The following is a 24,549-nucleotide window of genomic DNA, read 5'->3' as shown; positions in this document are numbered from 1 at the left end:
CTTGACATATCTCCAACGATATCCCACGATAACCAACCAAGTCCAAGTAGGGAACAGGACCTCGGCGACGGTGACGTCACCGGGCGAAGGCAGGCAATGGCGCAACCACTTCTGGTCGGCCTCGATGTGGGCACGACGGCGAGCAAGGCGGTGGTCTTCACCGCGGCGGGGCATCCGGTCGCGGTCGGCAGGGCCGCCACACCCTGGCGGACGACCCGGCACGGGACCGAGCTCGACCCGCGGCAGCTCCTCGACGCGGCCTTGCACGCCCTGGGCGACGCGCTCGAGCGGGCCCCGGAGGGGCCGGTCCGCGCTCTCGGCGTCACCAGCATCGGCGAGTCCGGCGTCCTGCTCGACCCCCACGGCGTGCCGCTGGCCCCGATCATCGCCTGGCACGACACGCGCGACGAGCAGCAGGTGCGCGAACTCGCCGCGGACGTCGGCGCCGCGGAGTTCGCCGTGCACACCGGACTGCCGCTGCGCGGGCAGTGGTCGCTGACCAAGCACCGCTGGCTGCGCGACCGGATGCCGGAGACGCGCGCCGCGACACGCAGGCTCAACGTCGCGGAATGGATCGTGCGGGCGCTCGGCGGCGACGAGGCCAGCGAACAGTCCCTGGCCTCGCGGACCGGCTGGCTCGAGCTGGCAGGCCGACAGTGGTGGCAGACCACCCTGGACTGGTCCGGCCTGCGGCCCTCGCTGTTGCCGGACCTGGTCGTCGGCGGCGACCCGCTCGGCCACGTCTGCTCGCCCGGCGCCCATCCCCGGCTGGCCGGGGCCGTGCTGACCGTCGCCGGTCAGGACCACCAGGCCGCGACGGTCGGGGCAGGTGCGGCGGGCGACGGCGACCAGCTCGACTCCTGCGGCACGGCCGAAGCGCTCGTGCGGACCGTCCGGGCCGGGCTGCCCGCCGCCGCGGTCCGGGAGCTCGCCGAAACGGGGATCACCGTCGGCTGGCACGTGCTGTCCGGCCGTTGGTGCCTGCTCGGCGCCACCCAGGGTGGGCTCGTGCTCGAACGGACCCTGCGCCTGCTCGGGCGGACCGGCGCCGACGTTCCCGAGCTCGACGCGCGTTTGTCCTCTTTGGACCCCAGCGCGCTGCGGATGGCCATCGGTGAGGACAGTTTCTCCTTGCAGGACATCGGCGCGAACGTCGGACCCGCCGTCGTGTGGCGGGCGGCCCTCGACGCCGTCACCGAACAGGCAGCCGGACTGCACGAGGTCATGACGCGCGTCGCCGGTGCGCATCAGCGGCTGATCGTGACCGGCGGCTGGGCCCGCAGCGCGGGACTGATGGCCGTCAAGACCCGCCTGTTCGGCCCGCTGCGGCAACGGCAGGTCGAGGAGGCGGGAGCCCGCGGCGCGGCGCTCCTGGGCGGGGTGGCCGCCGGCCTCTACCCGGACACCGGCGACCTGCCCGCGCCCGAACCCGTCACGCCGGCACTCGCACCGCATCCCCCGGAGGCATTCCATGTCTGACCCCTTGCTCGAAGCACGCGGCATCGTGCGCCGGTTCGGCCACGTCGAGGCCCTGCGCGGTGCCGACTTCACCGCCTGTGCCGGCGAGATCGTCGGGCTCATCGGCGACAACGGCGCCGGCAAGAGCACGCTGGTCAAGATCCTCTCCGGCGCCGACCAACCGGACGAGGGGGAGATCCTGCTCGACGGGGTACCGGTGCGGCTGGACAGCCCGCACACCGCGCGCGAGCACGGCATCGAGACCGTCTACCAGGACCTGGCGCTGGCCGCGGACCTCGATCCGCCGGCGAACCTGTTCCTGGGCAGGGAGATCCTGCGCCCCGGGTTCTGGGGCAAGCTCGGCTTCCTCGACAAGAAGGCGATGGCGCGCACCGCCGACGAGGCGATCGTGCGGCTGGGCGTGACGCTCAAGGACGACGCGGCCGCCGTCGCCGAACTGTCCGGCGGGCAGCGGCAGAGCGTCGCCGTCGCCCGCGCCGCGATGTGGGCGAAGAAGGTCATCTTCATGGACGAACCCACCGCCGCGCTGGGCGTCGTGCAGCAACGCGGCGTGCTCGACCTCATCCGCCGCGTCCGGGACCAGGGCATCACCGTGGTCCTGATCAGCCACAACATGCAGCAGGTCCTGGAGATCTGCGACCGGGTCGAGGTGCTCCGGCTGGGCAGCCGGGTCGGCCGGCTGGGCACGGACGGCACCTCCGTCGAGGACCTCGTCTCCGCCATGACCGGCGGCACCGTGAAGGAGCAGCAGCCATGACCTCACCCTCTCCCGCCACCGCGCCGGCGAAGGACGAAGGCGACCGGGGTCCGGCGGCTCCGGCGCCTCGCCGCCGCCTGCGGCGCAGGTTCCTCGCCGCCCCCGCGACCCGCATCTTCGGCGTGCTCGTGCTGCTGCTCGCGGCGTTCACCGCGCTCGCCCCCGACAGCTTCCTGACCGGCGCGAACCTGAGCAACATCGCCAACGACGCGTCGATCCTGCTCGTGCTCGCCGTCGGCAGCACGTTCGTGATCATCACCGCGGGCATCGACCTGTCGGTGGGCGGCGTACTGGTGTTCTCGAGCGTCGTCTCCGCCCAGGTCATGGCACACCTGGCCGGTGCCGGCGCCGCGGCACTCGTGCTCGGCCTCGTCGTCGCGGTCGTCACCGGCCTGCTGTGGGGCCTGCTCAACGGGGTGCTCGTGGCGAAGGCGCGGATTCCGGCGCTCATCGTCACGCTCGGCACGATGGGCATGGCGCTGGGCGCGGCGCTGCTGATCACCGGTGGCGTCGACGTCCGGGACGTCCCGCTGGACCTGGCGCTCTACGTCGGCTCCGGGCGCATCGCGGGGGTGCCGGTGCTGGTGGTCATCTCCGCGTGCGTCGCGGTGGTGGGCGGGATCGTGCTGGCGATGACCCGTTTCGGCAGGCACACCTACGCCGCGGGGTCCAACTCCGAAGCGCTGCGGCGGGCCGGCATCAACACCGCGCGACACCTGATCAAGGTCTACGCACTGGCCGGGCTGCTGTCCGGGCTGGCCGGCTACCTCTCGGTGGCCCAGTTCGCCACCACCACGCTCAACGGCCACTCCACCGACAACCTGCAGACGATCGCCGCGGTCGTGATCGGCGGCACCAGCCTCTTCGGCGGGGTCGGCACGATCGTCGGCTCGGTCATCGGCGTGTTCATCCCGAGCGTCCTGCAGAACGGCTTCGTCGTCCTCGGCGTGCAGCCGTTCTGGCAGCAGGTCGCCGTCGGCGCCGTGCTGATCGTCGCCGTCTTCCTCGACCAACTCCGCCGCCGGGCCCGTGCCCGCGGCTGAACACTTCCCACCCGAAAGGCAGAAACCCTGATGCGCCACCACATCCTGGCCGCGGCGATCGTCGCCACCGCCGCCCTCGCCACCGCCTGCACCACGGGAACCGGCACCGGGAGCACCCCGGTCTCGGACTCGGTGAACGGCAAGCAGCTGACGTTCATCCCCGGCGTGTCCGGCGACAGCTTCTACCTCACCATGCAGTGCGGGATCCAAGCCGAGGCGAAGAAACTCGGCATGAACGTCGACACGCAGGCCCCGCAGGCCTTCGACCCCTCGCTGCAGACGCCCATCGTCAACGCGGCCGCGGCCAAGCGACCGGCCGCGATCCTCGTCGCGCCGACCGACGCCACGGCGATGCTCCCGCCGTTGCTGCGCGCCAAGCAGGCCGGCTCGGCGATCGGGCTGGTCGACACCACGCTGCAGGACACCTCGATCGCCTCGACCGCGGTGTCCACCGACAACAGCGCCGCGGGGGCGGCGGCCGCGGACGCGCTGGCCAAGCTCGTCGGGGAGAAGGGCAAGGTCATGGTGATCGCGTTCCAGGCCGGCGCCTCCACCTCCGACGAGCGCCAGCACGGGTTCGAGCAGGAGATCAAGAAGTACCCCGGCATCACGAACGTCGGCGCCCAGATCAACGACAACGATCCGGCGAAGGCGGCCTCGATCGTCAGCGCCACCCTTGCCGCGCACCCCGATCTCACCGGGATCTTCGCCACCAACCAGTTCGCCGCCCAGGGAGCCGCGACCGGCCTGCGCAACGCGGGCAAGGTCGGGCAGGTGCAGATCGTCGGCTTCGACGCGGGACCGGTGCAGGTCGAGCAACTGCAGCAGGGCTCGATCCAGGCTCTCATCGCACAGCAGCCGTACCAGATCGGCGTGGACGCCGTCGACCAGATGGCGGCCGCGCTGACCGGCAAGCCGGTCACCAAGAACATCCCGAGTGGCACGGTCACCATCACCCGCGACAACCTCGCGCAGCCGGCCAGCCAGCAGGCACTGTACAAAACGACCTGCTGAAGCCGGGTTCGCGGACCGGGCGGCCGGCCCGGTCCGCGGACGACCGCGATCCGGGACACTCGGGAAGACACGGCAAGAGCGCAGAGAGGGACGTGGCGATGAGCACGCAGGGTCCGGCGGAGACGGCTGAAGGCTCCGGACGCTACCGCTACGCCGCCCAGCGTCAGCAGGCCATCCTCGCCGCGCTTCGCAGCACCGGTCAGGTCAACGCGGCCGGGCTCGCCGAAGAGCTCGACGTCACCAACGAGACGATCCGGAAGGATCTCATCGTGCTGGAACGCCAGGGCCTGCTGCGGCGGGTCCACGGCGGAGCGCTGCCCGTCGAAGGGCTCTCCTTCGAACCCGAGGTCGGTGCGCGGCTGGACTACGGGCAGGAGAAGCAGCGCATCGCGCGGGCGGCGCTGGCGCACGTGCCCATGGGCGGCTCGGTCCTGATCGACGCCGGTTCCACCACGACCAAACTCGCCGAGATCTTTCCCGCCGACCGCGAGCTGACCGTGTTCACCAACACCCTGCCGATCGCGCTGGCCCTGGTCACCCGCCCCAACCTGACCGTCTACACGATCGGCGGCCGGCTGCGCGGCCGGACGCTGGCGACCGTCGAGGGCTGGGCCGCGCGGGCGCTGACCGAGATCAACGCGGACGTCGCCTTCCTCGGCACCAACGGGATCTCCCTCGAGCGCGGCCTCACCACCCCCGACCCGGCGGAAGCGGCCGTCAAACAGCTCATGGCCGGCTGCGCACAGCGCCGGATCCTGCTCGCCGACAGCAGCAAGATCGGCCGGGTCAGCCTGTGCCGGCACGCCGAGCTCACCGAAATCGACACCCTCATCACCGACACCGGTATCACCACCGCGGATGCAACGGCGCTCCGTCGAGCCGGCTTGACCGTGGAGCAAGCTTGATCGTCACCGTCACCCCCAATCCCAGCGTCGATCGCACGATCTTCGTCGACGGCCTCGTGCGCGGCAGCGTCATCCGGGCCAAGCGCAGCCTGTCCGAACCCAGCGGCAAGGGTGTCAACGTCAGCCTGGCGCTGCAGGCCCACCGGCATCCCACCACCGCCGTGCTTCCCCTGGGCGGCACGATGGGAGCCCAGCTCTCGGAGATGCTCACCGCGACCGGCATGACGTTCCGCCCGGTCCCGATCCAGGGCAGCACCCGCAGCAACGTCAGCCTCACCGAGCCCGACGGCACGGTCACCAAGATCAACGAACACGGGCCCGCGCTGACCCCGGACGAAGCACGCGCACTGCGGGACGCCGCGCTGGCGGCGAGCCGCGAAGCGCACTGCCTGGCCGTTTGCGGAAGCCTCCCGGAAGGCCTGGACGACGCGTTCTACCCCGAGCTGCTCGGCGCCGCCCGCGAACTCGGGCTCCGCGTCGCGGTGGACACCTCCGGCGTCGCCCTGCAGTGGGCGGTCAAGGCGGGACCGGACGTGATCAAGCCGAACCGGGAAGAGCTGGCCGAAGCGACCGGGTCGATGCCGGCCACCGTCGGCGAGGTCGTCGCGGCCGCACGGCTGCTCCGGGAACGGGGCGCCCGCACGGTCCTCGCCAGTCTCGGCCCGGACGGCGCGGTGCTCGTCGAGGACGACCTGGTCGTGCACGGCGAGGCCCCCGTCGAGCGCCCCGTGTCCACCGTCGGCGCGGGAGACGCCCTGCTGGCAGGGTTTCTCGCCGCGGGCGGAACGGGTCCGGAGGCGCTGGCCGCCGGATTGCTCTGGGCCGCCGCCTCGGTTCAGCACCCGGGCACGCTGTTCACCGCGACCAAGGCCGACGCCACGGTGATCCTGCACGAGACCCTCGACCCGGCCCGCAGGCTGACCCACTGATCCGCGCCGCGACCGTCCACTTCGGATCGTCGCCGGGCGACACCGCCGGCGGCAGGGCTGAGGACTGCGGGTGGAGTACTAGACGGTCGTTCCGGAACGGCGGCCGGCAAGACCCGGACACGCTGCGGATCGTAGGGATACGCGCCATTTTCCGCGTCGAGCACGGCGGCGGTGACGTCCTTCACGATCGCCTGGCGGCGCTCGTCGTCGAACTGGCCCTCCGGAACGGACGCGACAAAGCGGTGACCGCTTCGACGATGAGCGGTTCCGCGCGCCTCCAGGAGCAGGGCCCGAACTCCGCGATGGCGGAGGCAACCGTCGAGGTAGGCGCTGGTTCCACGGATGAGATGCTCTCGACCGGGGCGCATCCCGTCGATCGCGTCCCGGATCTCGGCGAACGGCCGCTCGTGGAAGTCGTGATGAATGGCGAGCAGAAAGCCTGCCCGGTCGCCGAAGTGGTGGAAGAAGCTGCCCTTCGCGGTCAGCGGCGAACAGGGTGCCGGATCACCGGCCCGCGCTGCGCGACCGGAACCGCCTGGGCTGTCACGGTTTGCGGGCGACACCGCCGGCGATGATCCGGTGCGCGACGTTACGGGGCTTGAGCATGGGGCCGTCGGCCCACCAGTCCACCAGCTCCACCACGCCCGGGTCGGCGATCGGGCTCGGCTTGACGATCTCCAGGCCGTGGAACAGCTCGGTGATCTCGTCGCGGGTGCGCCAGGTGGCGCCGCCGAGCGACCCCCGGGTCACGGCGTCCTCGAGCTCCCGCGCCACCTCGGTGTCCTCGGTCTCGGGATCCAGCAGGTGTGAGATCGCCACGTAGGAACCGGAGGGCAGCGCGTCGATGTATTCGCGCATCACCTCGGCCGGGGCGTGCCGGTCGCCCTTGTGGTGGTGCAGGGTGGCCAGCTGGAACAGCGCGATCGGCTGATTCCAGTCCAGATGGGTGCGCACGACCTGGTTGTCGAGGATGCTGCGCGGCTGGAAGATGTCGCCGGTGACGAACTCGGTCAACTCGTTCTCCGCGAGCAATGCGCGGCCGTGGGCGATCACGACCGGGTCGTTGTCGACGTAGACGACCTTGGTCTCGGGGTTGAGCCGCTGTGCGACCTGGTGGATGTTCTCCGCGGTGGGAAGGCCGGACCCGCAGTCGAGGAACTGGGCGATGTCGGTCTGGGTGGCCAGGAACCGGACCACGCGGATGAGGAAGGCCCGGTTCGCCAGCGCGACGTCCACGACCTCCGGCAGCGCGGCCTTCATCTGCTCGTAGGTCTGGCGATCGATTTCGTAGTTGTCCTTGCCGCCCAGCATGTAGTCGTAGACCCGCGCCACGCTGGCACGTGCGGGGTCCACGCCGACAGGCGCGTTGGGATCAACCGGATGGGTGTTCGAGACCATCGCCAGCCTCCAGAGAGGAGTGTCAACAACGACACACACAGTAATGCCTGCGCCGGCAGCGGAGACAGGGGCCGGGTCGCCGCCCTTCGCGGTCGCCTCGCGGGGCGGTGCGTCCTGGCCCGAGCCCGGCCGGACCGCGACGGGGAGCGCTTCACGTCTCCTCGGGCGCGTCGAGGCGGGTGTCGTCGTGGTGCCGGACGAACCAGCCGATCCAACGGTGCTGACCCGGTGTCTCGACCGCCTGGGGGCGGTAGTGGCCGCGGGTCCAGGCGACCGCGTCCTCGGCGGGGTGGCCGGCCAGGATCGCCATGCAGGCGAGCACCGTGCCCGTCCGTCCGGTGCCGCCCGTGCACGCGATCTCGACGCGTCGGCCGGAGCGTGCGAGCCGGTACGCGGCAGTGATCTTCGCGGCCGCGTCCCGAGGGTCGCGCGGTGTGCGGAAGTCCGGCCAGGAGACCCACTCCGCCGGCCAGCCGGGCTCCCACAACGCGCGGCGGCGGGCGCCGGGCGGGTCGCCGAGGTAGAGGCCGAAGTCCGGCAGCGGGCCGGGCGGGACGGGTTGGCGCCGGCCGCGGCCGCGGACGACCGTGCCGTCGGGCAGCGCGATGGCGCCGGTGAACGGCTCGATCATGGAGTCTCCTCCCGCGGCCCGGCGACAGGTGGCGGCACCTCCACGGTGGTCCGCACCCGCCGCGCGCGCCAGTCTCCACCCAGCGCCAGGGCGACATCGGTGGAGAACCGGGCCGCCCCGCCTAGACTGGCGCGATGCCGGACGATGACCGGCCCGCGCGGGTCGAGGACGTGCACGAGCTCGCGCTCGCCATGCCGCACGTGACCACCTGGCCGGGGTCCGCGGGCAAGCCCGTGTACCAGGTGGGCGGCAAGTCGTTCGTCTTCTTCCGGAACTCGCGCCCGGACGCCGTCGATCCCGAGACCGGCGAACGCTACCCCGACGTGATCGTCTTCTGGGTCCCGTCCGAAGCGGACAAGCAGGCGCTGGTCCAGGACGAGAGTTCGTCGTTCTTCACCACGGCGCATTTCCGGGGACACCTGTCCGTCCTGGTGCGGGCCAGCCGGCTGGGCGAGCTCAGCCGCGGCGAGCTCGCCGAAGTGGTGCAGGAGGCGTGGTTGTCCCGCGCGTCCGCCCGCCGGGCGGCGGCCTGGCTCGCCGCCCACCCGCCGCGGCAGCCCAGCTGATCGCGACGTGGCGGATCTCAACGGTTGGTGTCCGTGGTGATGTGCTCGAACAGACCCGGGTGGATCCGAGTGCGCACCCCCTTGGCCCACGGCTCGTCCAGCTCGTCGACATCGAGGGCGGCCAGGTTGTTGAGCAGCATCCCGAAGGCGAGGAACGACTTCACCGTCACCGGATCCAGGCCCGACGTGTCGGCAACCGTGTCCCACATGCGGGCGAGCCGTCCTCGCACGAGATCGCGGACCTCGCTGTCACCGCAGGAGGCAAAGCCCTGCAGCTGCAGCAGGAGCGTGGTGCGGTCGGCCAGCAACTCGTTGTAGTGGGTTCCCATCAGCGTCAGCGCGGCCAGGCCCCCGGCGTCTCGGGCCGCGTGGGACATGCCGTCGCTGAAACGATCGAAGGCCGCGCCGACGAGCTCCAGGAACAGCGCCTTCTTGGTGCCGAACATCCGGAACACGTAGGCCTGCGTGATGCCGGCCTCGTGTGCGATCGCCTCGATCGACGCACCGCGAAGCCCGTGTTTCGCGAACTCGCCGGCGGCGATGCCCAGCACTTGGGATCGCCGTTCAAGTCCGCTCATCCGCGCAGTCACGGGCGCTAAGTTATCAGTTACTAACTACTCACATGTACCTTGGTGGCGTGGTCGATGACACCTGGGCCGGTTTGGCCGACCAGTTCGCCGATGGCGCTTACGCCTCGGTGAAAGGGCGCGTGCGCACCTATGTGCTGCACCAGCACCTGCTCGAACATCTGCCGGAAGCGCCGGCCACGGTGCTGGACGTCGGCGGTGGTGCGGGCCATCAGTCGTTTCCGCTGGCGCAGGCCGGCTACGAGGTGACGCTGCTCGATCCGTCACCGGCGATGCTGGCCAAGGCCGAGCAGCAACTCCGGCGGCTGCCCGGTGAGGCCCGGCGACGGGTCACGCTCTTGCAGGCCGACGGCGAGAACGCCGTCGAGGCGGTGGACGGGCGACGCTTCGGCGCTGTGTTGTGCCATGGCGTGCTCGGCTACCTGGAGCAACCGGAGCCCGTGGTCGAGCAGCTGTGCCGGTGCGCGGCCGCCGGTGGCGTGGTCTCGATCATGTCCGGGAACGCCAGGACGGGTGCGGTACGCCCGGCCTTGGAACGGCGGTGGGAAGACGCCCTGGCGGCGTTCGACGCCACCAGCGAGGTCGGGGTGCTCGGAGTGCCGACCCGGGCCGACACGGTGGAGCACCTCAGCGAACTCATGCGGGGCCAGGGCGTGGAGCCGGTGCGCTGGTACGGGGTCTGGCTGTTCACCGACTGGCTCGAGTTCAGCGGAGCCGAGCTGGATCCCGGCGACACGCGGCAGCTGGCGGCGATGGCCGCGGTCGAGCTCGAGGCCAGCAGACGGGATCCCTACCGCCAGCTCAGTCGCCCCTTCCATCTCGTGGGGCGCAAGCCGACGCTCGACTAGGGACTGTTTCAGAGGTGGCTTGCGGGCCGGTGCGGGTGGCGGAACCTGAGGCGGCCCCTCGCTGTGGGATCGCCTCCTGATGACCGCCAGGTCACCACGTCGGCGCTGTCCTCGCGAGGAACCGCCCACCCGCCGGCCCACCACCACCCTCAACCGACGCGCTCCGCGCGGCTGCCCCAGTCAAACCCGCGGCGGTGCAAGCAGACGGCGCAGGCGCAAGTGGCTCCGCCGCTTAGGAAACACAACCTGGCCGGAACTTCCCCGGGGTGTGCCGAGCCAGTAGGGGAGTGCTTCTCGCAGCGCGGGCGCGGCGGTGTCGGCGGGGTCGTCGATGGTGGCGGTCCTGGGCACCCTGATCGTTCCCGGCACTGCCGACAAGTACCGCTACACGGACGTTTCCGCGCCACTCCTGCCTGCCGGGAACCACGACGTGTACCTGGTGTTCGACGGACCGCTGGACCTGCACTCGTTCCGGCTGACGCGGTGAGCCGAGCGCGCTCAGATGACGTTGCGGTGCTGCAGGTACCGGAACGCGGCGATCCCGGGCAGGATCGGCAGCCAGTAGGTGAGCACCCGGGAGACGAGCACGGCCAGCACGGCGGTCGTCGGAGGTGTGCCCAGCGCGGTCAGACCCGCGACCGTCAGCGACTCGACGGCCCCGATGCCGCCGGGGGTCGGGATGATGTGGCCGAAGGTGTGCCCGATCACGAACACGGTGAGCACGGCGGCCACCGGCACCGGGTGGCCGAAGGCGGCGAGGCTCGTGGCCAGGCCGGCCCCGGACACCGCGAGGTAGCCGGCGGCACCGCCGAACAGCTGAGCTGCCCGGCGTGGCTGGCGCAGTGTGGTGCCCAGTTCCCGTCCGACCCGCACCGCGGGCCGGACGAACTTGCGCCTGCCGAACGGCGATCCCAGCACGGCGCCCGCCACCACGACCAGCGCGGCCACCGCCCCGACCACCGGCCACCCGTGCGGCACCGAGATCCCGCGCAGCAGGCCCGATGAACCGAGGCCGAACGCACCGGCGACCGACCAGATCCCGCCGAGCACCCCGGTCGCGGCGATGTTGAGCGCCGCGACCCCCACCGCGTGCGCCCGGCGGATGCCGAGCCGCTCCATGAACGCGATGTTGATGCCGAAGAAGCCCACTCCGCCCGGCGTCGTGCGGCCCGTGAACGCCGCCGCCAGCTGCACCAGGGTGGTGCGCCAGAACGGCAGCGGGTCCAGGCTCGCGCCCATGATCGACACCGCGGCCAGCACGATCGCGGCCAGGCCGGTCAGCACGGTCGCGGCCAGCCATCCCCAGTCCGCCCGGCCCAGCGCTTCGCCCACCGCGCGCACCTGCGTCAGCTGCGGCAGCAACGTGTAGACGGCGGCACCGAACAGCACCAGGCCGATCACGCCGCCCGGGCGCAGCGGGGAGCGGAACGTCGGGATCGGCCGGTCGATCCGCTCCGCGAGAGTCTCCCGCAGATCGGTCAGGACGTAGCGGACGTTGCCGAGCTGCAGACGGATCCGGCGCGGTATCGCGAGCGGCTGCAGATAGGGCAGTGCGGACTCGAGCAGGTCGGCGGGCAGCGCCTGCGTCGCGGTGCGGACTGAGCGTTCGACGCCGACGACCGACGCGATCGACACCAGGGCTTCGGCGAGGTCCTGCGCGATCCGGTCGTCGGCGGCACCCGCCTTGCCGAAGGTGAGGTTGAGCAGCCACGGCCGCCCGGCGGTGTCGACCAGCACGTTCTTCGCGCGCAGGTCGTGGTGGGCGATCCGGGCGTCGCCGAGCTTGCCCACCAGGCCCCAGATGTCCTTGAGCAGGGCGTCGTCGATCCCACCGGGAGCCAGCCCGGTGAGCCGGCTGCCGGTGATCTCGCGGCGCACCAGCAGCGCGGACCCGTCGGGGGCCTGGCATGCCAGCACGATCGGCGGTGTCGGCACCCCGCCCTGCTGGGCCAGCAGCGTGACCAGTGCTTCGTGCTCGGCCTCGTGATAGGTGCTGGACAGCTGCGGTTCGTCCGCCACCTCGAGCGACGCGAGCAGGCGCCGCAACCGGTACCAGGGACCGGCCCGGCGATGCAGGCGGCGGACCGCCTCTACCCGCAGCCGGTCACCGGCCGACGTCACGGCGAGGAACTCCAGCGGCCCCAGCGCGTGTCCCCGCACCGCGACGACGCTGACCGGGGCGAGTCCCGCTCCGGCGAGTGCGTCGTACACCGCGGCCGACGAGGTCTGCCTGCCCGGCGCCCCGAACACCAGGTGGATCAGGGCGCCGACGCCCCAGCCGAGGAACACCCCGGCCAAGGCGGCGAGCGGCAGGCTGTGGCCGAGATACACGCCCGCGGCGGCGACCAGTACCACCGCGACCCACGACGGCGCACGGTAGCGGCCCTTGAGATAGGGGGCGGCGACGGCCACCACGGCCGCCGCCACGGCGGCGTGCGAAGGCGGGAACGGGAATCCGCCGGGCCCGGGCAACCGCACCCCCGGTGCCGCGAGCAACGCCGCGGGCACCGCGCTCGACCCGGTCCAGGCGTGCACGGCGAGGCTGAGCCCCCACGCCAGCAGTCCGGCCCCGGCGCACTGCAGTCCGAGCCGGACTCGCTTGACGTACAGCGCGACGGCGGCGACCGCCGCGACCCCGGCCCAGCCGCCGGCCCAGTCGAGCACCCGCCACACGACGAAGGACTGCGCGGGAATGCGCTGGAACTGCCCGTAGATCGCGACCTCGACCGGGTTGGCCGAGCGCGTCGCGGCCAGCGCGCACAGCACGACCACCCCGGCGGCGGTCACCAGGACGACGAGGTCCCGGGGGTGGCGCCCCAAGGGCAGGCCCGTCGCTTGCCGGGTTCGGCTGGTCTCGGTCACGTGCGGGGCATCGGCCTCAGGGCACCATCCACGCCAGCGCGGACGTCGACTGCAGGTACACCAGCAGGCACATCACCGCGACGAACACCAGGCTCCACACCAGGACCCGGCGGAACAGGTCGCCCTCCTTGCCGGACATGCCCACGGCCGCCGCCGCGATCGCGAGGTTCTGCGGGCTGATCATCTTGCCCAGGACGCCACCGGAGGAGTTCGCCGCGGACAGCAGCGTGGCGCTGAGGCCGGCCTTCTGGGCCGCGACCACCTGCAGGGCACCGAACAACGAGTTCGACGAGGTGTCCGAGCCGGTCACCGCGACACCCAGCCAGCCGAGGATCGGCGAGATCAACGCGAAGGCGCCGCCCGCCCCTGCCATCCAGGTGCCCAGCGTCGCCGTCTGGCCGCTGGCGTTCATCACGTACGCCAGGGCGAGGACAGCCATCACGGTGACGATCGCCGTGGCCAGTTGCCGGTAGGTGGCCCCGTACGCGCGCAGGGCGCGGGCCGGCCGGATGCGGATCACCGGGATCGTGAGCAGCCCGGCGATCACGAGCAGCGTGCCCGCGGCGTCCAGCCAGTCGAGCTTGAACTGCGGCAGGGTCGATGCCTTCCCCGCGGCGGACTGGATGTGCAGGCCCGGCCAGTTGAACGTCTTCGTCACGCTCGTCAGCGCGTCCTTGAGAGCCGGGATCTGCGCGAGCGCGAACACCGCGATGATGATCAGGTAGGGCGCGTACGCCCGGAACACCTCGGCCGGCCGGTCGTACTCGCCGCGGTCGCTCCCGCCGCCACCCGGGTTCCGCGGCGGCTGCTCCATCGTGGCCGTCGACGCCCCGGCCTGCCGGTCGCTTCCGCCGGCCACCGCGGCCGCGCCGGTCACCGGCACCCCGCCGCCCTCCACATAGGACTCCGCCGGCGTCCACACGCGCAGGAACAACACCATCGCGCCGGCGCTGAGCAGCGAAGCGATGATGTCGGTGAGCGGTGCGCTGACGTAGTTGGACACGGCGAACTGGGCGACTGCGAACACCACGCCGCACACCAGCGCGCCCGGCCAGGTCTGCCGGATGCCCCGCTTGCCGTCGATGATGAACACCAGTGCGAGCGGCACGAACACGCCGAGCACCGGCGTCTGCCGCCCGACCATCGCGGACAGGTCGTGCAGCGGCAGGTTGGTCACGGTCGCCAGGGTGGTGATCGGCACGGCGAGGGCGCCGAACGCCACCGGCGCGGTGTTGGCGACCAGCGCGACCGTGGCCGCCTTGAGCGGTTTGAACCCCAGCGCGATGAGCATGACGCTGGTGATCGCGACCGGCGTGCCGAACCCGGCCAGCGCCTCCAGCAGCGCGCCGAAGGAGAAGGCGATGATGACGCCCTGGATCCGCTGGTCGTCGCTGACCTTGGCGAACGACCGGCGCAGCACGTCGAAGTGTCCGGTGTGGACGGTCATGTTGTAGATCCAGATCGCGTTGAGCACGATCCACAGGATGGGGAAGAAGCCGAACGCCGCTCCCTCGGCCGCGGCGAGGAACGCGGGCGCGGCCGGCATCGGGTAGACGACGATCGCCACGACGAGGGCGACCGCCAGCGAGATCAGCGCGGCGAGCCACGCGGTCATCCGCAGGATGCCGAGCAGGACGAACAACGCGAGCAGGGGTATCGCCGCGACGAGCGAGGACCACGCGAGCGAGCCTGCGACCGGGTCGAGAATCTGCCGGTACATGATTCACCTCACCGCCTGAGAAGGATCCCGGCGCGCCTCGTGAGCACGCACCCACCCGACCCCGGCGGCCGGGAGTCCCCGGATCGAGGCGTCGAGCACCTCGATCGTGTGGGCGAGCCGCACGGGCTCGCCGAGGCCGTCGAGTGCGGCGGCGACCTGCATCAGGCAGCCGGGGTTCGCGGTGACCAGCAGCGGCGCGCCGGTGGCCAGCACGTTGCGTGCCTTGCGCTCGCCCAGTTCGGCCGCCGCCTCCGGGTTCAGGATGTTGTAGATTCCCGCGGAACCACAACAGATCTCGGGATCGGGGATCTCCCGCAGGGTCAGCTCGGGGATCTCGCGGAGCAGCTGCCGTGGCTGCGACCGGATTCCCTGCGCGTGCGCGAGGTGGCACGCGTCGTGGTAGGCGATGGCGACCGGCAGGGGATGCCGGGTCGCCACCGTGCCCTGTTCGGCAAGCAGCTCGGCCACGTCCCGCACCCGTGCGGTGAAGTCCCGGGCCCGCCCGGCGTAGGCGGGGTCGTCGGCGAGGAGGTCGGCGTACTCCTTCATCGCGGAGCCGCACCCTGCCGCGTTGACCACGATCCAGTCGACTCCGGCACCGTCGAAGGCGTCGATCAGCCCGCGGGCGAAGGACTGCGCCTCATCCTCGCGACCATTGTGGACACTCAAGGCGCCGCAGCAGCCCTGCCCGGGCGGCGCGACCACGTCGAAGCCTTCGGCGGCCAGCACGCGTGCGGTGGCCGCGTTGACCCCGGGGAAGAACTCGCGCTGCACGCAACCGAGCAACATGCCGACGGTGCCACGTTTCGTGCCGCGCGCGGGCAGCCGTTCCGGGACCCGTTCGTAGGCCCCGAGTGGTGGCGCGAGCGACTCGAGCGCGGCGAGCCTCGGGAAGACGCGGCCCAGCCCCCGGCGCACCAGTCCGCCCAGGCCGCTGGCCTGGTAGGCGCGCAGCGGCCCGCGCAGGGCGTGGAGCCGCTTCGGGTACGGGAACACGCTGAAGATCGCCCGGCGCAGCAGGCGTTCCCGCAGCGGACGCGGGTGACGGCGCTCCACCTGCGCGCGGGTCGCCTCGATCAGCGCGTCGTACTGGACGCCCGAGGGACACGCGGTCACGCAGGACATGCAGCCGAGGCACGCGTCGAAGTGCTGCACCATCTCCGGTGTCATCGGCTCGCCCTCGAGCCCCAGGCCCATCAGGTAGATCCGGCCGCGCGGCGAGTCCATCTCCTCGCCCCACAGCTGGTAGGTCGGGCACGTCGGCAGGCAGAAGCCGCAGTGCACGCAGTCGTCGAGCAGGTCCGACGAGGGCGGGTGGTGGTCGTCGAACGCGGGCTCGGCCATTCAGATCCCTCCGACGAAACGTCCGGGCGCCAGCCGGCGCTGCGGGTCGAACTGGTCCTTGACGCGGCGCATCAGGTTCAGGCCCCGGGCCGGACCCCAGGTGTCCACGGACGCTTTGACCGGCGGTGGCGCGTCGAGCACGACGACGTCCCCGCTCCACGCCGGCGAGGAGTCCCGCAGGTGCCGGGTGAATCCGGCGACGGCCTCGGGCTCGGCCTCCGTGGGCAGTGCGGCGTACAGGACACCGACACCGGCGGAGCCGCGTACCGCCGGGCGCAGGCCGTACCGGCGCCCGGCGTCGTCGACCGCGTCGAGCAGCCTTGGCAGTCCGGCGATCTCGTGCGTGAGCCGCAACGCCACCCCGCCCGCGGCCCACGGTGCGCGGCCCCACCACGGCGGTGCTTCGCCCGCCACCCCGGCGTCGCCGCCGAGCAGTTCGAGCAAGGTCGTCACCCGGCCCTCGACGCCCGCTTCGATGCCCTCGACGAGCACCGCCAGCGTTGCGGGCGCGTCGGCGGGACGGTCGAGCTCGAGCGCGGTCGGCACCACCTGCGAGTGCAGCACGCGCTGGGCCTGCTCGTGCGCGGCGGCCGTGGACGTGACCGGCACGCTCACCCAGCGGGCCCGTGCCGGCAGCGGATGCAGCCGGAAGACCGCCTCGGTGACCAGGCCGAGGGTGCCCCACGAGCCGGTGAGCAGCTTGCCGAGGTCATAGCCTGCGACGTTCTTGACGACCTTCCCGCCTGCCTTCGCGATCGTCCCGTCCGCCCGCGCGATGGTCACGCCGATCAGCAGGTCGCGCACCGCGCCATGGGACAGCCGCAGCGGCCCGGACGTCGCGGTCGCGATGAGCCCGCCGGCGGTGCCGGAGCCCGCGGCGGGTGGCAGCACCGGATCGGCGCCGAGCCGCTGCCTCGCCCCGGCGAGGTGCTCCTGCAGGACGTCGAGGCGCACCCCGGCCTGCACGTGCACCACGAGGTCGCCCGCACCGTGCTCGACGACCTGGTCCAGCCGGCTGGTGTCGACGACGAGGTCGACGCGCTCGGGCGGCTGCCCCCAGCTCAGCTTCGTGCCCGCGCCGCGGGCGACGACCGCGAGCCCGTGCTCGGCGGCGATCCGCATGACCTGCGCGGCCTCCGCGGTCGTCGTCGGGGAAGCAACGAACCGCGGCTCGACGCCGTCCACCCGGTCGCCCTCCGCGGCACGACGGGCGGCGGTCGTCGCGGCCAGCGTGTCGAGCACCAGGTCCTCGACGGCGCGCATCAGAAGACCTCCGCGATTCCGGTCTCCTGCAAGGGATGCGCGCCCTTGTGCCGGCCGGGCACCTCGCCGCACAGCCGGGGCGTCGGGAACACCTTGCCGGGATTGGCCAGCCCGTCCGGGTCGAACGCGCAGCGCAGCAGTTGCATCGTGTCGAGGTCGGACTCGCTGAACATCCGGGGCATGAACTTCGCCTTGTCGGAGCCGACGCCGTGCTCGCCGGTGATCGACCCGCCGTGCTCGATGCACAGGTCCAGGATCGCGCCGGACACCTCCTCGGCGCGCTCGGCCTCGCCCGGCACCGCGTCGTCGAACAGCACCAGCGGATGCAGGTTGCCGTCCCCGGCGTGGAAGACGTTCGCGACGCGGATGCCCGTGCTGCGCGACAGCTCGTCGATCCGCCTGAGCACCTCGGCCAGCACCGTCCGCGGGATGACGCCGTCCTGCACGATGTAGTCGGGGCTGATCCGCCCGACCGCCGCGAACGCGGACTTGCGGCCCCGCCAGAACGTCGCCCGCTCGGCGTCGTCGTTCGCGATCCGGATCTCGAAGGCGCCGTGGCCGCGGCAGTGCCGCTCGACCTCCGCGAACTGCTGTTCCACCTCGGCGGCGGGCCCGTCCAGCTCCACGATCAGCACCGCGCCCGCTCCGTCGGGGTAGCCGCAGTGCACGGCCGCTTCCGCCGCCTCGATCGCGAGCGCGTCCATCATCTCCATTGCCGCCGGGACCACGCCCGCGCCGATGATCGCCGAGGTCGCCGCCCCGGCCTCGTCCATCGTCGGGAAGGCGGCGAGCAGCGTGCGGACGGCTTCCGGCGCCCGGACCAGCCGGACCGTCACCTCCGTGACGACGCCCAGCGTCCCCTCCGAGCCGACGATCGCGCCGAGGAGGTCGTACCCGGTCGGGTCGGGTGCCTTGCCGCCGAGCCGCACGACCTCGCCGTCCGGTGCGACGAACTGCGCACCGGTCACGTGGTTCGTGGTGAACCCGTATTTCAGGCAGTGCGCGCCGCCCGAGTTCTCCGCGACGTTGCCGCCGATGGAACAGATCTGCTGACTGGACGGGTCGGGTGCGTAGTAGTAGCCGTCGGCGGCGGCCGACCGCGTGATGTCGAGGTTGACGACCCCGGGTTCGACGACGGCCCGCTGGTTCGCCGGGTCGATCTCGATGATGCGGTGCAGGCGGGAGGTGACGATGAGGACGCCGTCGGCGTGCGGCAGGGCGCCGCCGGAAAGCCCGGTGCCGGAGCCGCGGGCGACGAAGGGCACCCCGGCCGCCGCACAAGCCCGCACCGTGTCCACCACCCCGGCGGCATCGGCGGGCAGTACCACGACGGCCGGTCTGACCTTGTAGTGCGCGAGCCCGTCGCATTCGTAGGTACGCAACCGCTGATGATCGTCGATCACCGAGTCCGGCCCCAGCAACCCGCGGAGCCGCTCGGTCAGCCCGGCGAGCCCGGACCCGCCTGCCGACGCCTGGTCGAACTTCATGCGCGCCCTCCGAGCCTGCTCGCTACGGGTCTGGACGGCCTCTCGACTCGTTCGGGGACTCCGTCGTCCCACCCAAACCGTAAGATCCGCATGGCGCTGCGTCAAACGGACGGGTGACACGTGACCGCGCGCCGTCACCGGCCGGTCAGGTCCGGGCCCGTCTCTTCACGAGCCGCCGGGCCAGCAGCTCCGCCGCTCCCGCCACCCGGAAACGTTGGTGCACACCGATCAGCGCTTCGCCCATCCATCCGGCGCACCCGTCCGCGTCCTTCACAGGTCGTCGATGACCTTCGCGATGATGTCGACGCCCTCGGCGACGGCGTGTTCGCCGACCGCGGCGAAGCCGAAGATGAGGCCACCCGGTCCCGGGGTGCCGATGCGGTACGGGGCGACGCCGTCGACGCCGACCCCGGCCCGGTACGCCGCCTCGACGATCGCGGTCTCGTCCAGCTCCTGCGGGCAACCACATCATCAGGTGCAGCCCGGCGGAGACGCCGGTGGGCACCAGGGCGGGCAGGCGGCGGGAGAGCGCGGTCAGCAGGGCGTCGCGGCGCCGCCGGTAGACCGGGCGCATCCGGCGCAGGTGCCGGTCGAACTCGCCGCGCGTGATCAGGTCCGCCAGCGCCAGTTGCTCCAGCGCGGGCGAGCCCCGGTCGGCGGCGATCTTGGCTTCCGCCATCGGGCCGGCGAGCCGGCTCGGCACCAGGAACCAGCCCAGCCGCAGTCCCGGGGCGAGAGCCTTGCTGGCCGACCCGGCGTAGACGACGTGTTCCGGGGCGAGGCCCTGCATCGCGCCGATCGGTGTGCGGTCGTAGCGGTATTCCGCGTCGTAGTCGTCTTCGATGACGACCCCGCCCCGCGCCGACGCTCCCTCCAGCACCGCGGCCCGGTTCTCCGGGGTGAGCACGGCGCCGGTGGGCCACTGGTGCGACGGGGTGAGGATGACGGCGTCCGCGTCGCTCTCGCGCAGCAGGTCGACGCGGATGCCGTCGCCGTCGACCGGGATGCCGACCACGTCGAGCCCGGCCGCGGCCACGATCGGCAGGGCGTCGTCTCCCGAGGACGGGTCCTCCAGCGCGAGCCGCCGCACGCCCGCGGCCGCCAGTACCTGGATCAGCAGCGCGATGCCCTGGGCGTATCCCGTGCAGATCACGATGCGCGCCGGGTCGGCGACCGTGCCGCGCACCCGGTTGAGGTAGTCGGCGATGGCGACACGCAGTTGTGGCACGCCACTGCCGCTGAGGTAGCCGAACAGCTCGTTCGGCGCGTCGTTGAGCGCGCCGCGGATCGCGCGCAGCCAAGCGGCCCGCGGGAAACTGGACACGTCCGCGCGACCGTAGCTGAGGTCGATGCGCGCCGGCTGTGGCCGGGCGATGCGCGCCACCACCGGTCGCGGGGCGGCGCCGGCGGCGACCTCGGTGTGCCCGCCGACGCGACCGCTCAGGTAGCCCTCGGCGGTCAGCTGCTGGTAGGCCTCGACCACCACCCCGCGCGACACCCCGAGATCCGCCGCGAGAACCCGCGTCGGTGGAAGCGCCGAACCCCGGACGAGGGTGCCCGCGCGAATCGCGTCCCGGACGGACGCCTCGATCTGGCGGTGGAGCGGGATCCGCGCCTCCCGCCGCAGAGCGATCAGGAGGGCCAAATTGGTACCGGATCCGGCCATCGGATTGGACCTTAGCAGCGGGACCGATTCCGGCGAGAGTACTTGCATACCGACACCGACCCGCTCGAGGAGACCGAAATGCGCCGGATCATCAACTCCACCTACATCACCCTCGACGGGGTCATCCAGCAGCCGCAGGACTGGCCATCCAACGACATCGCCCCCGACGAGAACGCCGGGGCCATCCAGACCGACCTGCTGCTGGCCTGCGACGCGATGCTGATGGGCCGCGCCACCTACGAGGGCATGGCGCCGGCGTGGATGGCGCGCTCCGGCGATCCCTTCAGCGACCAGATCAACAGCATGCGCAAGTACGTGGTGTCGGCGACCCTGCGCGATCCCGAGTGGCCGAACACCACGGTCGTCGACGGTGCCGTCGTCGACGAGATCCGCCGGCTGAAAAGCCTGCCCGGCAAGGACATCGTGCAGTACGGGTTCGGGCAGCTGTCCTACACGATGCTCGAGCACGGCCTGCTCGACGAGCTGCGGCTGTGGGTTTACCCGCTGTTCGCCGGGAACGCGACGACCTCGGACCTGTTGTTCCGGCCCGGCCACGCCGCCCAGTGGGACCTGGTGGACACCCGCCCGCTCAACACCGGCACCGTCATCCTCACCTACCGTCCCCGCGCCCGATAGCGAGTTCCGGTCATGGCGATCCTGCTGGGCCTTGCCGCGGCCCTGTTGTACGGCGGCTCCGACTTCGGCGTAGCGGGTCCGCGGTGAGGAAGCGGCCGATCGCCGGGTCGTAGTACCGGAACAGGTTGTAGTGCAAGCCGGTCTCGGGATCGTGGTACTGGCCGGGGAACCGCAGCGGGGTGGACGGTCCCGGCGCCGCGGGCGTCTCGCCCCACAGCGACGCGGCCGCGTGCCGGGCGACTTCGCCCTCGGGGGTCGGCAGCTCCGTCGGCGTGCCGAGGAGGTCCGTGCGGACCCAGTACCAGAGCGCGGGTCCACCCGGCGGGCGCTCCATCTGCGCGAGCGGGGCCGGTCCGTCGGCGGCGTACTCCCAGGTGGTCGCGTAGCCGGAGGAGTGGATCAGCTCGGTGACCACCGACGCGTCCCAGACGAAGCCGATCTGCTCGGCCACCGTGCCGTCCGGTGCGAGCCGCTGCTTGGCGATACGGCGGCCGAGCGGGTCGTAGCGGTAGCGCCACCGCTCGCCCCCGGGCGTGCTGACCTCGACGAGCTCGTCGTCGGAGTTCCAGCGGTAGAGCCAGGTTTCCGCACCGCCCGAGGGCAGTCTGTGCACCCGGCCGGTGGGGAGGCTGGGCAGCCCGGTCGGCAGGCCCGGCAGTCTCGGGGGGATTGTCGGCATACTCGGCATGCCGGGTATCTGGGGCACGTCGCCGTTGGGATTCGTGTCGACCACGAAGTCCACGACCGTCGCGACCGCGATCGCCACGACGCCGATCGCTCCGCAGACGGCCAGGTACCGGAAGTATTGCCGAGGTCGAGTCCCGGTTTTTCCGTCGGCCACACTACCCCCTTAGCCGGCCCTGACCTTCGCGTGCGAAGCACGTCGGCGGCCCGCCGCCACCCGCCCGCACACCGTCGCGCAGGCCGGTTACCGCGCGCCTACATGCCAGCTGCATTCAGCGGGGGATCGCCGCGCAGAAGCGTCGCGGTGTGGTCACGGGTTCTGTGAGCGGCGCCTGTCAGCACGCCGCCGGCGAAGCCCACGACCCGGACCGCGACGGCAAGATCGGCGGTGCCGTCGCACAGCCGGGCTGCGTGCCTGGAGAGGCCGGACGCGTTGACCAGGTGGGCGCAGAGCGTGGCGAGCTCCTGGTCGACGATCGTCTGGATGACCGGGTCCGCGGTGAGGGTGCGGGCCGCGCACCGACCGCGACCACGGCCCGGTCCTCATTCCTCGATGCGGATGGCCAGCGCCGGGCAGATCGCGGCCGCCTGGCGGACGTCTTCGGCCAGCCGCGCGGGCGGGTTCTCGTCGAGCAGCACGACGATCCCGTCCTCGTCGCGTTGATCGAACACGTCCGCGGCGGCCAGCACGCACTGGCCGGAGGCGACACAGGTGTCCTGATCGACGACTACCTTCACAAAGTCCTCCTGGCTGATGGCCGGGTCACCAGGTGACCGGCAGTTCGTGCACCCCGTAGACGACCATGTCGTGCTTGAAGTTCAGTTGCTCGACGGGAACGGCGAGGGCGAGGGTGGGAACGCGGCGGTAGAGGGTGCCGTAGACGACCTGCAGCTCGACCCGCGCCAGCGGCTGGCCGAGGCATTGGTGGACGCCATAACCGAAGGCGAGGTGATGCCGGGCCTTGCGGCGCAGGTCGAGCTCGTCGGGCGCCGGGAACGCGGTGTCGTCGCGGTTGGCGGCGTCGGTCGCGGCGATGACACCTTCGCCCTTGCGGATCAGCTGCCCGCCGATCTCCAGGTCCTCGGTGGCGACGCGACGGCGTCCGAGGTGCACGATCGTGAGGTAGCGCAGCAGTTCCTCGACGGCGTTGGCGAGCAGCGCCGGGTCGTCGGTGCCGCGGATCCCGGCCAGCTGGGCCGGATTCTCGAGCAGGGCGACGGTGCCGAGTGCGATCATGTTGGCGGTGGTCTCGTGCCCGGCGACGAGCAGCAGCTGGCCCATCGCCGCGAGCTCGCGACGGGTCAGCTTCCCGGTGCGCAGCTGCTCTACGGCGAGCCTGCTGAGCACGTCGTCGCCGGGGTCGGCGGCCTTCTTCTCGACGAGGTCGCCGAGGTAGCCCAGCAGTTCCTCGGTGGCGGCGACGGCCTGCTCCGGCGTGACGTCGCGGGAGATCAACGTCTTGCTCGTGCGGTGGAAGAACGCCCGGTCCGCGTAGGGGACTCCGAGCAGCTCGCAGATGACCAGGGACGGCACCGGCAGCGCGAACGCCCCGACGAGGTCGGCCGGTTTCGGGCCGGCGAGCAGGTCGTCGATCAGCTGGTCGACGATCTGCTGGATGCGGGGGCGCAGCCGCTCGATCTTCTTGATCACGAAGTCCGCGGTGAGCAGGCGGCGTCCGGCGGCGTGCTCGGGATCGTCCTGGTTGATGAACGCCTTCGCCTGCCGGCGGCGCGCGGCGATACCCGGGCTGGGGGGCGGATAGCCGGGCCGGTCGGAGTCGGCGCTGATCCGCGGATCGGTCAGCACGGCACGCACGTCCTCGTAGCGGGTCACCAGCCAGGGTTCGCTGCCGTCCCACAGCCGTACCCGGGCGACCGGCTCGTCCGCGCGGATCCGGCCGAGCTCGGGCGGCGGGTCGAAGGGGCAGCGACCACGGGTCATGGGGAAGCTGGGCGCCTCCGTCATGCGGCCTCCTCGCGGAGAGTTACCAAACGAGTGTTCGGGTACTTACCGAACAGATGTTAGGGATTCTCGTGGGAAGTTGTCGAAGAGGTGCGGCCAAGACCACCTTTTCGGCGCAGTCACTCCGGGAGGTAACGGAAAAACCGTTCAGGCGAAGAGCAGGGTGAGGAGCTCGTCCACGAACGCGGCCACGGCCTGCGCTCCGTGCTCGCTCGGGTTGCTGTGCAGCAGTGCCACCCGTCCGTGCGCGCCGACGAACACGATGACCGCGGCGCGGTCGCTGGGAAGCCGTAGCGGGTGCCCGGCCTCGGCGCAGCGCTCGAACGCGGCGGTGATCACCGCGAGGATGTCCATCAGCGGGCCCCGGGGGGAGCCCGCGGCGCCGCCGTTGCCGACCATCAACCGGTAGTGCCCGGGGTTGCCGAGGGCGAACGTGCAGTACGCGTGCAGCTGCGCCCGCACCCGGCCCACGACGTCGGCCGGGTCCGGCTGCTCGTCGGCCTGCAGCATGAGCGTCCGCAGCCGGGCGAACTCGTGGTCGCGCAGGCCGCGCACCAGCGCGGCGCGGTCGGCGAAATGCTGGTAGATGCTGGCCGGCGCGATGCCGACGGCGCGGGCGACCCCCCGGATCGAGAGCCCGTCCTCCCCGCCGAGCCCCGACAGCAAGCGGCTCGCCGCGTCCAGGATCTCCCCGCGCAGCCGCTCGCCCTCTCCCCACCGGTTGCGGGTGCGAGTGCGTCCGCTGTTCACCTCGTCGGCCACGCCGC

24 protein-coding genes are annotated in these 24,549 nt (G+C 72.0%); 10 read left to right on the top strand and 14 right to left on the bottom strand.

Annotated elements, in window-relative coordinates:
* Nucleotides 1-96 precede the first annotated feature (96 nt).
* The 6 genes from LWP59_RS24715 (at nt 97) to LWP59_RS24690 (ending at nt 6,127) form a co-directional block, all read left to right on the top strand.
* Nucleotides 97-1,479 carry an FGGY-family carbohydrate kinase gene (locus LWP59_RS24715; RefSeq protein WP_144638879.1) on the top strand — a complete coding sequence of 461 codons (1,383 nt, stop codon included), beginning with the start codon at nt 97-99 and terminating at the stop codon, nt 1,477-1,479.
* Complete coding sequence (locus LWP59_RS24710) at nt 1,472-2,236, top strand: ATP-binding cassette domain-containing protein (protein ID WP_144638876.1); 765 nt, start codon at nt 1,472-1,474, stop codon at nt 2,234-2,236. The genes LWP59_RS24715 and LWP59_RS24710 overlap by 8 nt, the downstream gene beginning before the upstream one ends.
* Nucleotides 2,233-3,279, top strand: a complete 1,047-nt coding sequence (locus tag LWP59_RS24705) for an ABC transporter permease (RefSeq protein WP_144638874.1) — start codon at nt 2,233-2,235, stop codon at nt 3,277-3,279. Before LWP59_RS24710 ends, LWP59_RS24705 begins: the two co-directional genes overlap by 4 nt.
* Before the next feature lie 30 nt (nt 3,280-3,309).
* A complete protein-coding gene (locus tag LWP59_RS24700; protein ID WP_144638872.1) occupies nt 3,310-4,293 on the top strand; it encodes an ABC transporter substrate-binding protein in 984 nt (327 codons plus the stop codon).
* A 98-nt stretch (nt 4,294-4,391) separates the two neighbouring features.
* The gene (locus LWP59_RS24695) at nt 4,392-5,198 is read left to right on the top strand and encodes a DeoR/GlpR family DNA-binding transcription regulator (protein WP_144638870.1); all 807 of its coding nucleotides are present in this window, start codon (nt 4,392-4,394) and stop codon (nt 5,196-5,198) included.
* Entirely contained in the window at nt 5,195-6,127 is a 933-nt protein-coding gene (locus LWP59_RS24690; RefSeq protein WP_144638868.1) for a 1-phosphofructokinase family hexose kinase, read from the top strand. Before LWP59_RS24695 ends, LWP59_RS24690 begins: the two co-directional genes overlap by 4 nt.
* On the opposite strand, the gene LWP59_RS24685 is transcribed toward LWP59_RS24690, so the two are convergent.
* The 3 genes from LWP59_RS24685 to LWP59_RS24675 form a co-directional block, all read right to left on the bottom strand.
* Nucleotides 6,034-6,690, bottom strand: a complete 657-nt coding sequence (locus LWP59_RS24685) for a TetR/AcrR family transcriptional regulator (protein ID WP_144638866.1) — start codon at nt 6,688-6,690, stop codon at nt 6,034-6,036. The two genes, LWP59_RS24690 and LWP59_RS24685, sit on opposite strands and share 94 nt — an antisense overlap.
* Nucleotides 6,671-7,525 (bottom strand): SAM-dependent methyltransferase, encoded by an 855-nt coding sequence (locus LWP59_RS24680; RefSeq protein ID WP_144638864.1) that lies wholly within the window; start codon nt 7,523-7,525, stop codon nt 6,671-6,673. Before LWP59_RS24680 ends, LWP59_RS24685 begins: the two co-directional genes overlap by 20 nt.
* A 151-nt stretch (nt 7,526-7,676) precedes the next feature.
* On the bottom strand, nt 7,677-8,156 hold the full coding sequence (locus LWP59_RS24675) for a protein-tyrosine phosphatase family protein (RefSeq protein ID WP_144638862.1): 480 nt from the start codon (nt 8,154-8,156) through the stop codon (nt 7,677-7,679).
* A gap of 134 nt (nt 8,157-8,290) precedes the next feature.
* Here LWP59_RS24675 and LWP59_RS24670 point away from each other — a divergent pair, with 134 nt between their 5' ends.
* Nucleotides 8,291-8,722 carry an MmcQ/YjbR family DNA-binding protein gene (locus LWP59_RS24670; RefSeq protein WP_144638860.1) on the top strand — a complete coding sequence of 144 codons (432 nt, stop codon included), beginning with the start codon at nt 8,291-8,293 and terminating at the stop codon, nt 8,720-8,722.
* A gap of 17 nt (nt 8,723-8,739) precedes the next feature.
* Here LWP59_RS24670 and LWP59_RS24665 read toward each other — a convergent pair whose 3' ends face one another.
* Nucleotides 8,740-9,312, bottom strand: coding sequence for a TetR/AcrR family transcriptional regulator (locus tag LWP59_RS24665; protein ID WP_233459049.1), 573 nt, complete (start codon nt 9,310-9,312; stop codon nt 8,740-8,742).
* A 47-nt stretch (nt 9,313-9,359) separates the two neighbouring features.
* Between LWP59_RS24665 and LWP59_RS24660 the strand changes: the two genes are divergently transcribed.
* Nucleotides 9,360-10,157, top strand: coding sequence for a class I SAM-dependent methyltransferase (locus LWP59_RS24660; RefSeq protein ID WP_144638858.1), 798 nt, complete (start codon nt 9,360-9,362; stop codon nt 10,155-10,157).
* Between the two features lie 313 nt (nt 10,158-10,470).
* The gene (locus LWP59_RS24655) at nt 10,471-10,644 is read left to right on the top strand and encodes a carbohydrate-binding protein (protein ID WP_267903765.1); all 174 of its coding nucleotides are present in this window, start codon (nt 10,471-10,473) and stop codon (nt 10,642-10,644) included.
* 11 nt (nt 10,645-10,655) lie between these two features.
* On the opposite strand, the gene LWP59_RS24650 is transcribed toward LWP59_RS24655, so the two are convergent.
* From LWP59_RS24650 to pdxR, 6 genes are all read right to left on the bottom strand, one after another.
* A complete protein-coding gene (locus tag LWP59_RS24650; protein ID WP_144638854.1) occupies nt 10,656-13,019 on the bottom strand; it encodes a lysylphosphatidylglycerol synthase domain-containing protein in 2,364 nt (787 codons plus the stop codon).
* Between the two features lie 16 nt (nt 13,020-13,035).
* Nucleotides 13,036-14,739 (bottom strand): L-lactate permease, encoded by a 1,704-nt coding sequence (locus LWP59_RS24645; protein ID WP_144638852.1) that lies wholly within the window; start codon nt 14,737-14,739, stop codon nt 13,036-13,038.
* A gap of 3 nt (nt 14,740-14,742) precedes the next feature.
* Nucleotides 14,743-16,083, bottom strand: a complete 1,341-nt coding sequence (locus tag LWP59_RS24640) for a (Fe-S)-binding protein (protein ID WP_144638850.1) — start codon at nt 16,081-16,083, stop codon at nt 14,743-14,745.
* A complete protein-coding gene (locus tag LWP59_RS24635) occupies nt 16,084-17,346 on the bottom strand; it encodes an FAD-binding oxidoreductase (RefSeq protein ID WP_144638848.1) in 1,263 nt (420 codons plus the stop codon). It abuts the gene before it with no gap.
* Complete coding sequence (locus LWP59_RS24630; RefSeq protein WP_186383253.1) at nt 17,346-18,833, bottom strand: FAD-linked oxidase C-terminal domain-containing protein; 1,488 nt, start codon at nt 18,831-18,833, stop codon at nt 17,346-17,348. The genes LWP59_RS24635 and LWP59_RS24630 overlap by 1 nt, the downstream gene beginning before the upstream one ends.
* A gap of 145 nt (nt 18,834-18,978) precedes the next feature.
* Nucleotides 18,979-20,499, bottom strand: coding sequence for a MocR-like pyridoxine biosynthesis transcription factor PdxR (pdxR, locus tag LWP59_RS24625; RefSeq protein ID WP_229858016.1), 1,521 nt, complete (start codon nt 20,497-20,499; stop codon nt 18,979-18,981).
* 78 nt (nt 20,500-20,577) lie between these two features.
* On the opposite strand from pdxR, the gene LWP59_RS24620 reads away from it, so the two are divergent.
* On the top strand, nt 20,578-21,135 hold the full coding sequence (locus LWP59_RS24620) for a dihydrofolate reductase family protein (protein ID WP_144638846.1): 558 nt from the start codon (nt 20,578-20,580) through the stop codon (nt 21,133-21,135).
* A 10-nt stretch (nt 21,136-21,145) separates the two neighbouring features.
* On the opposite strand, the gene LWP59_RS24615 is transcribed toward LWP59_RS24620, so the two are convergent.
* The 4 genes from LWP59_RS24615 to LWP59_RS24600 all read right to left on the bottom strand — a co-directional run bounded on the left by LWP59_RS24615 (nt 21,146) and on the right by LWP59_RS24600 (nt 24,544).
* Complete coding sequence (locus LWP59_RS24615) at nt 21,146-21,976, bottom strand: RHS repeat domain-containing protein (protein WP_144638844.1); 831 nt, start codon at nt 21,974-21,976, stop codon at nt 21,146-21,148.
* Nucleotides 21,977-22,362: 386 nt separating this feature from the next.
* Nucleotides 22,363-22,557 (bottom strand): ferredoxin, encoded by a 195-nt coding sequence (locus tag LWP59_RS24610; protein WP_144638842.1) that lies wholly within the window; start codon nt 22,555-22,557, stop codon nt 22,363-22,365.
* 25 nt (nt 22,558-22,582) lie between these two features.
* Nucleotides 22,583-23,785, bottom strand: coding sequence for a cytochrome P450 (locus LWP59_RS24605; protein WP_144638840.1), 1,203 nt, complete (start codon nt 23,783-23,785; stop codon nt 22,583-22,585).
* Between the two features lie 144 nt (nt 23,786-23,929).
* A complete protein-coding gene (locus LWP59_RS24600; RefSeq protein ID WP_229858017.1) occupies nt 23,930-24,544 on the bottom strand; it encodes a TetR/AcrR family transcriptional regulator in 615 nt (204 codons plus the stop codon).
* Between the last annotated feature and the right edge of the window lie 5 nt (nt 24,545-24,549).

Source organism: Amycolatopsis acidiphila, assembly GCF_021391495.1.
Classification (GTDB): Bacteria; Actinomycetota; Actinomycetes; order Mycobacteriales; family Pseudonocardiaceae; genus Amycolatopsis_E; species Amycolatopsis_E acidiphila.
Note: the sequence above shows the minus strand (reverse complement) of the source record. Positions and strands in the feature narration are given on the sequence as shown.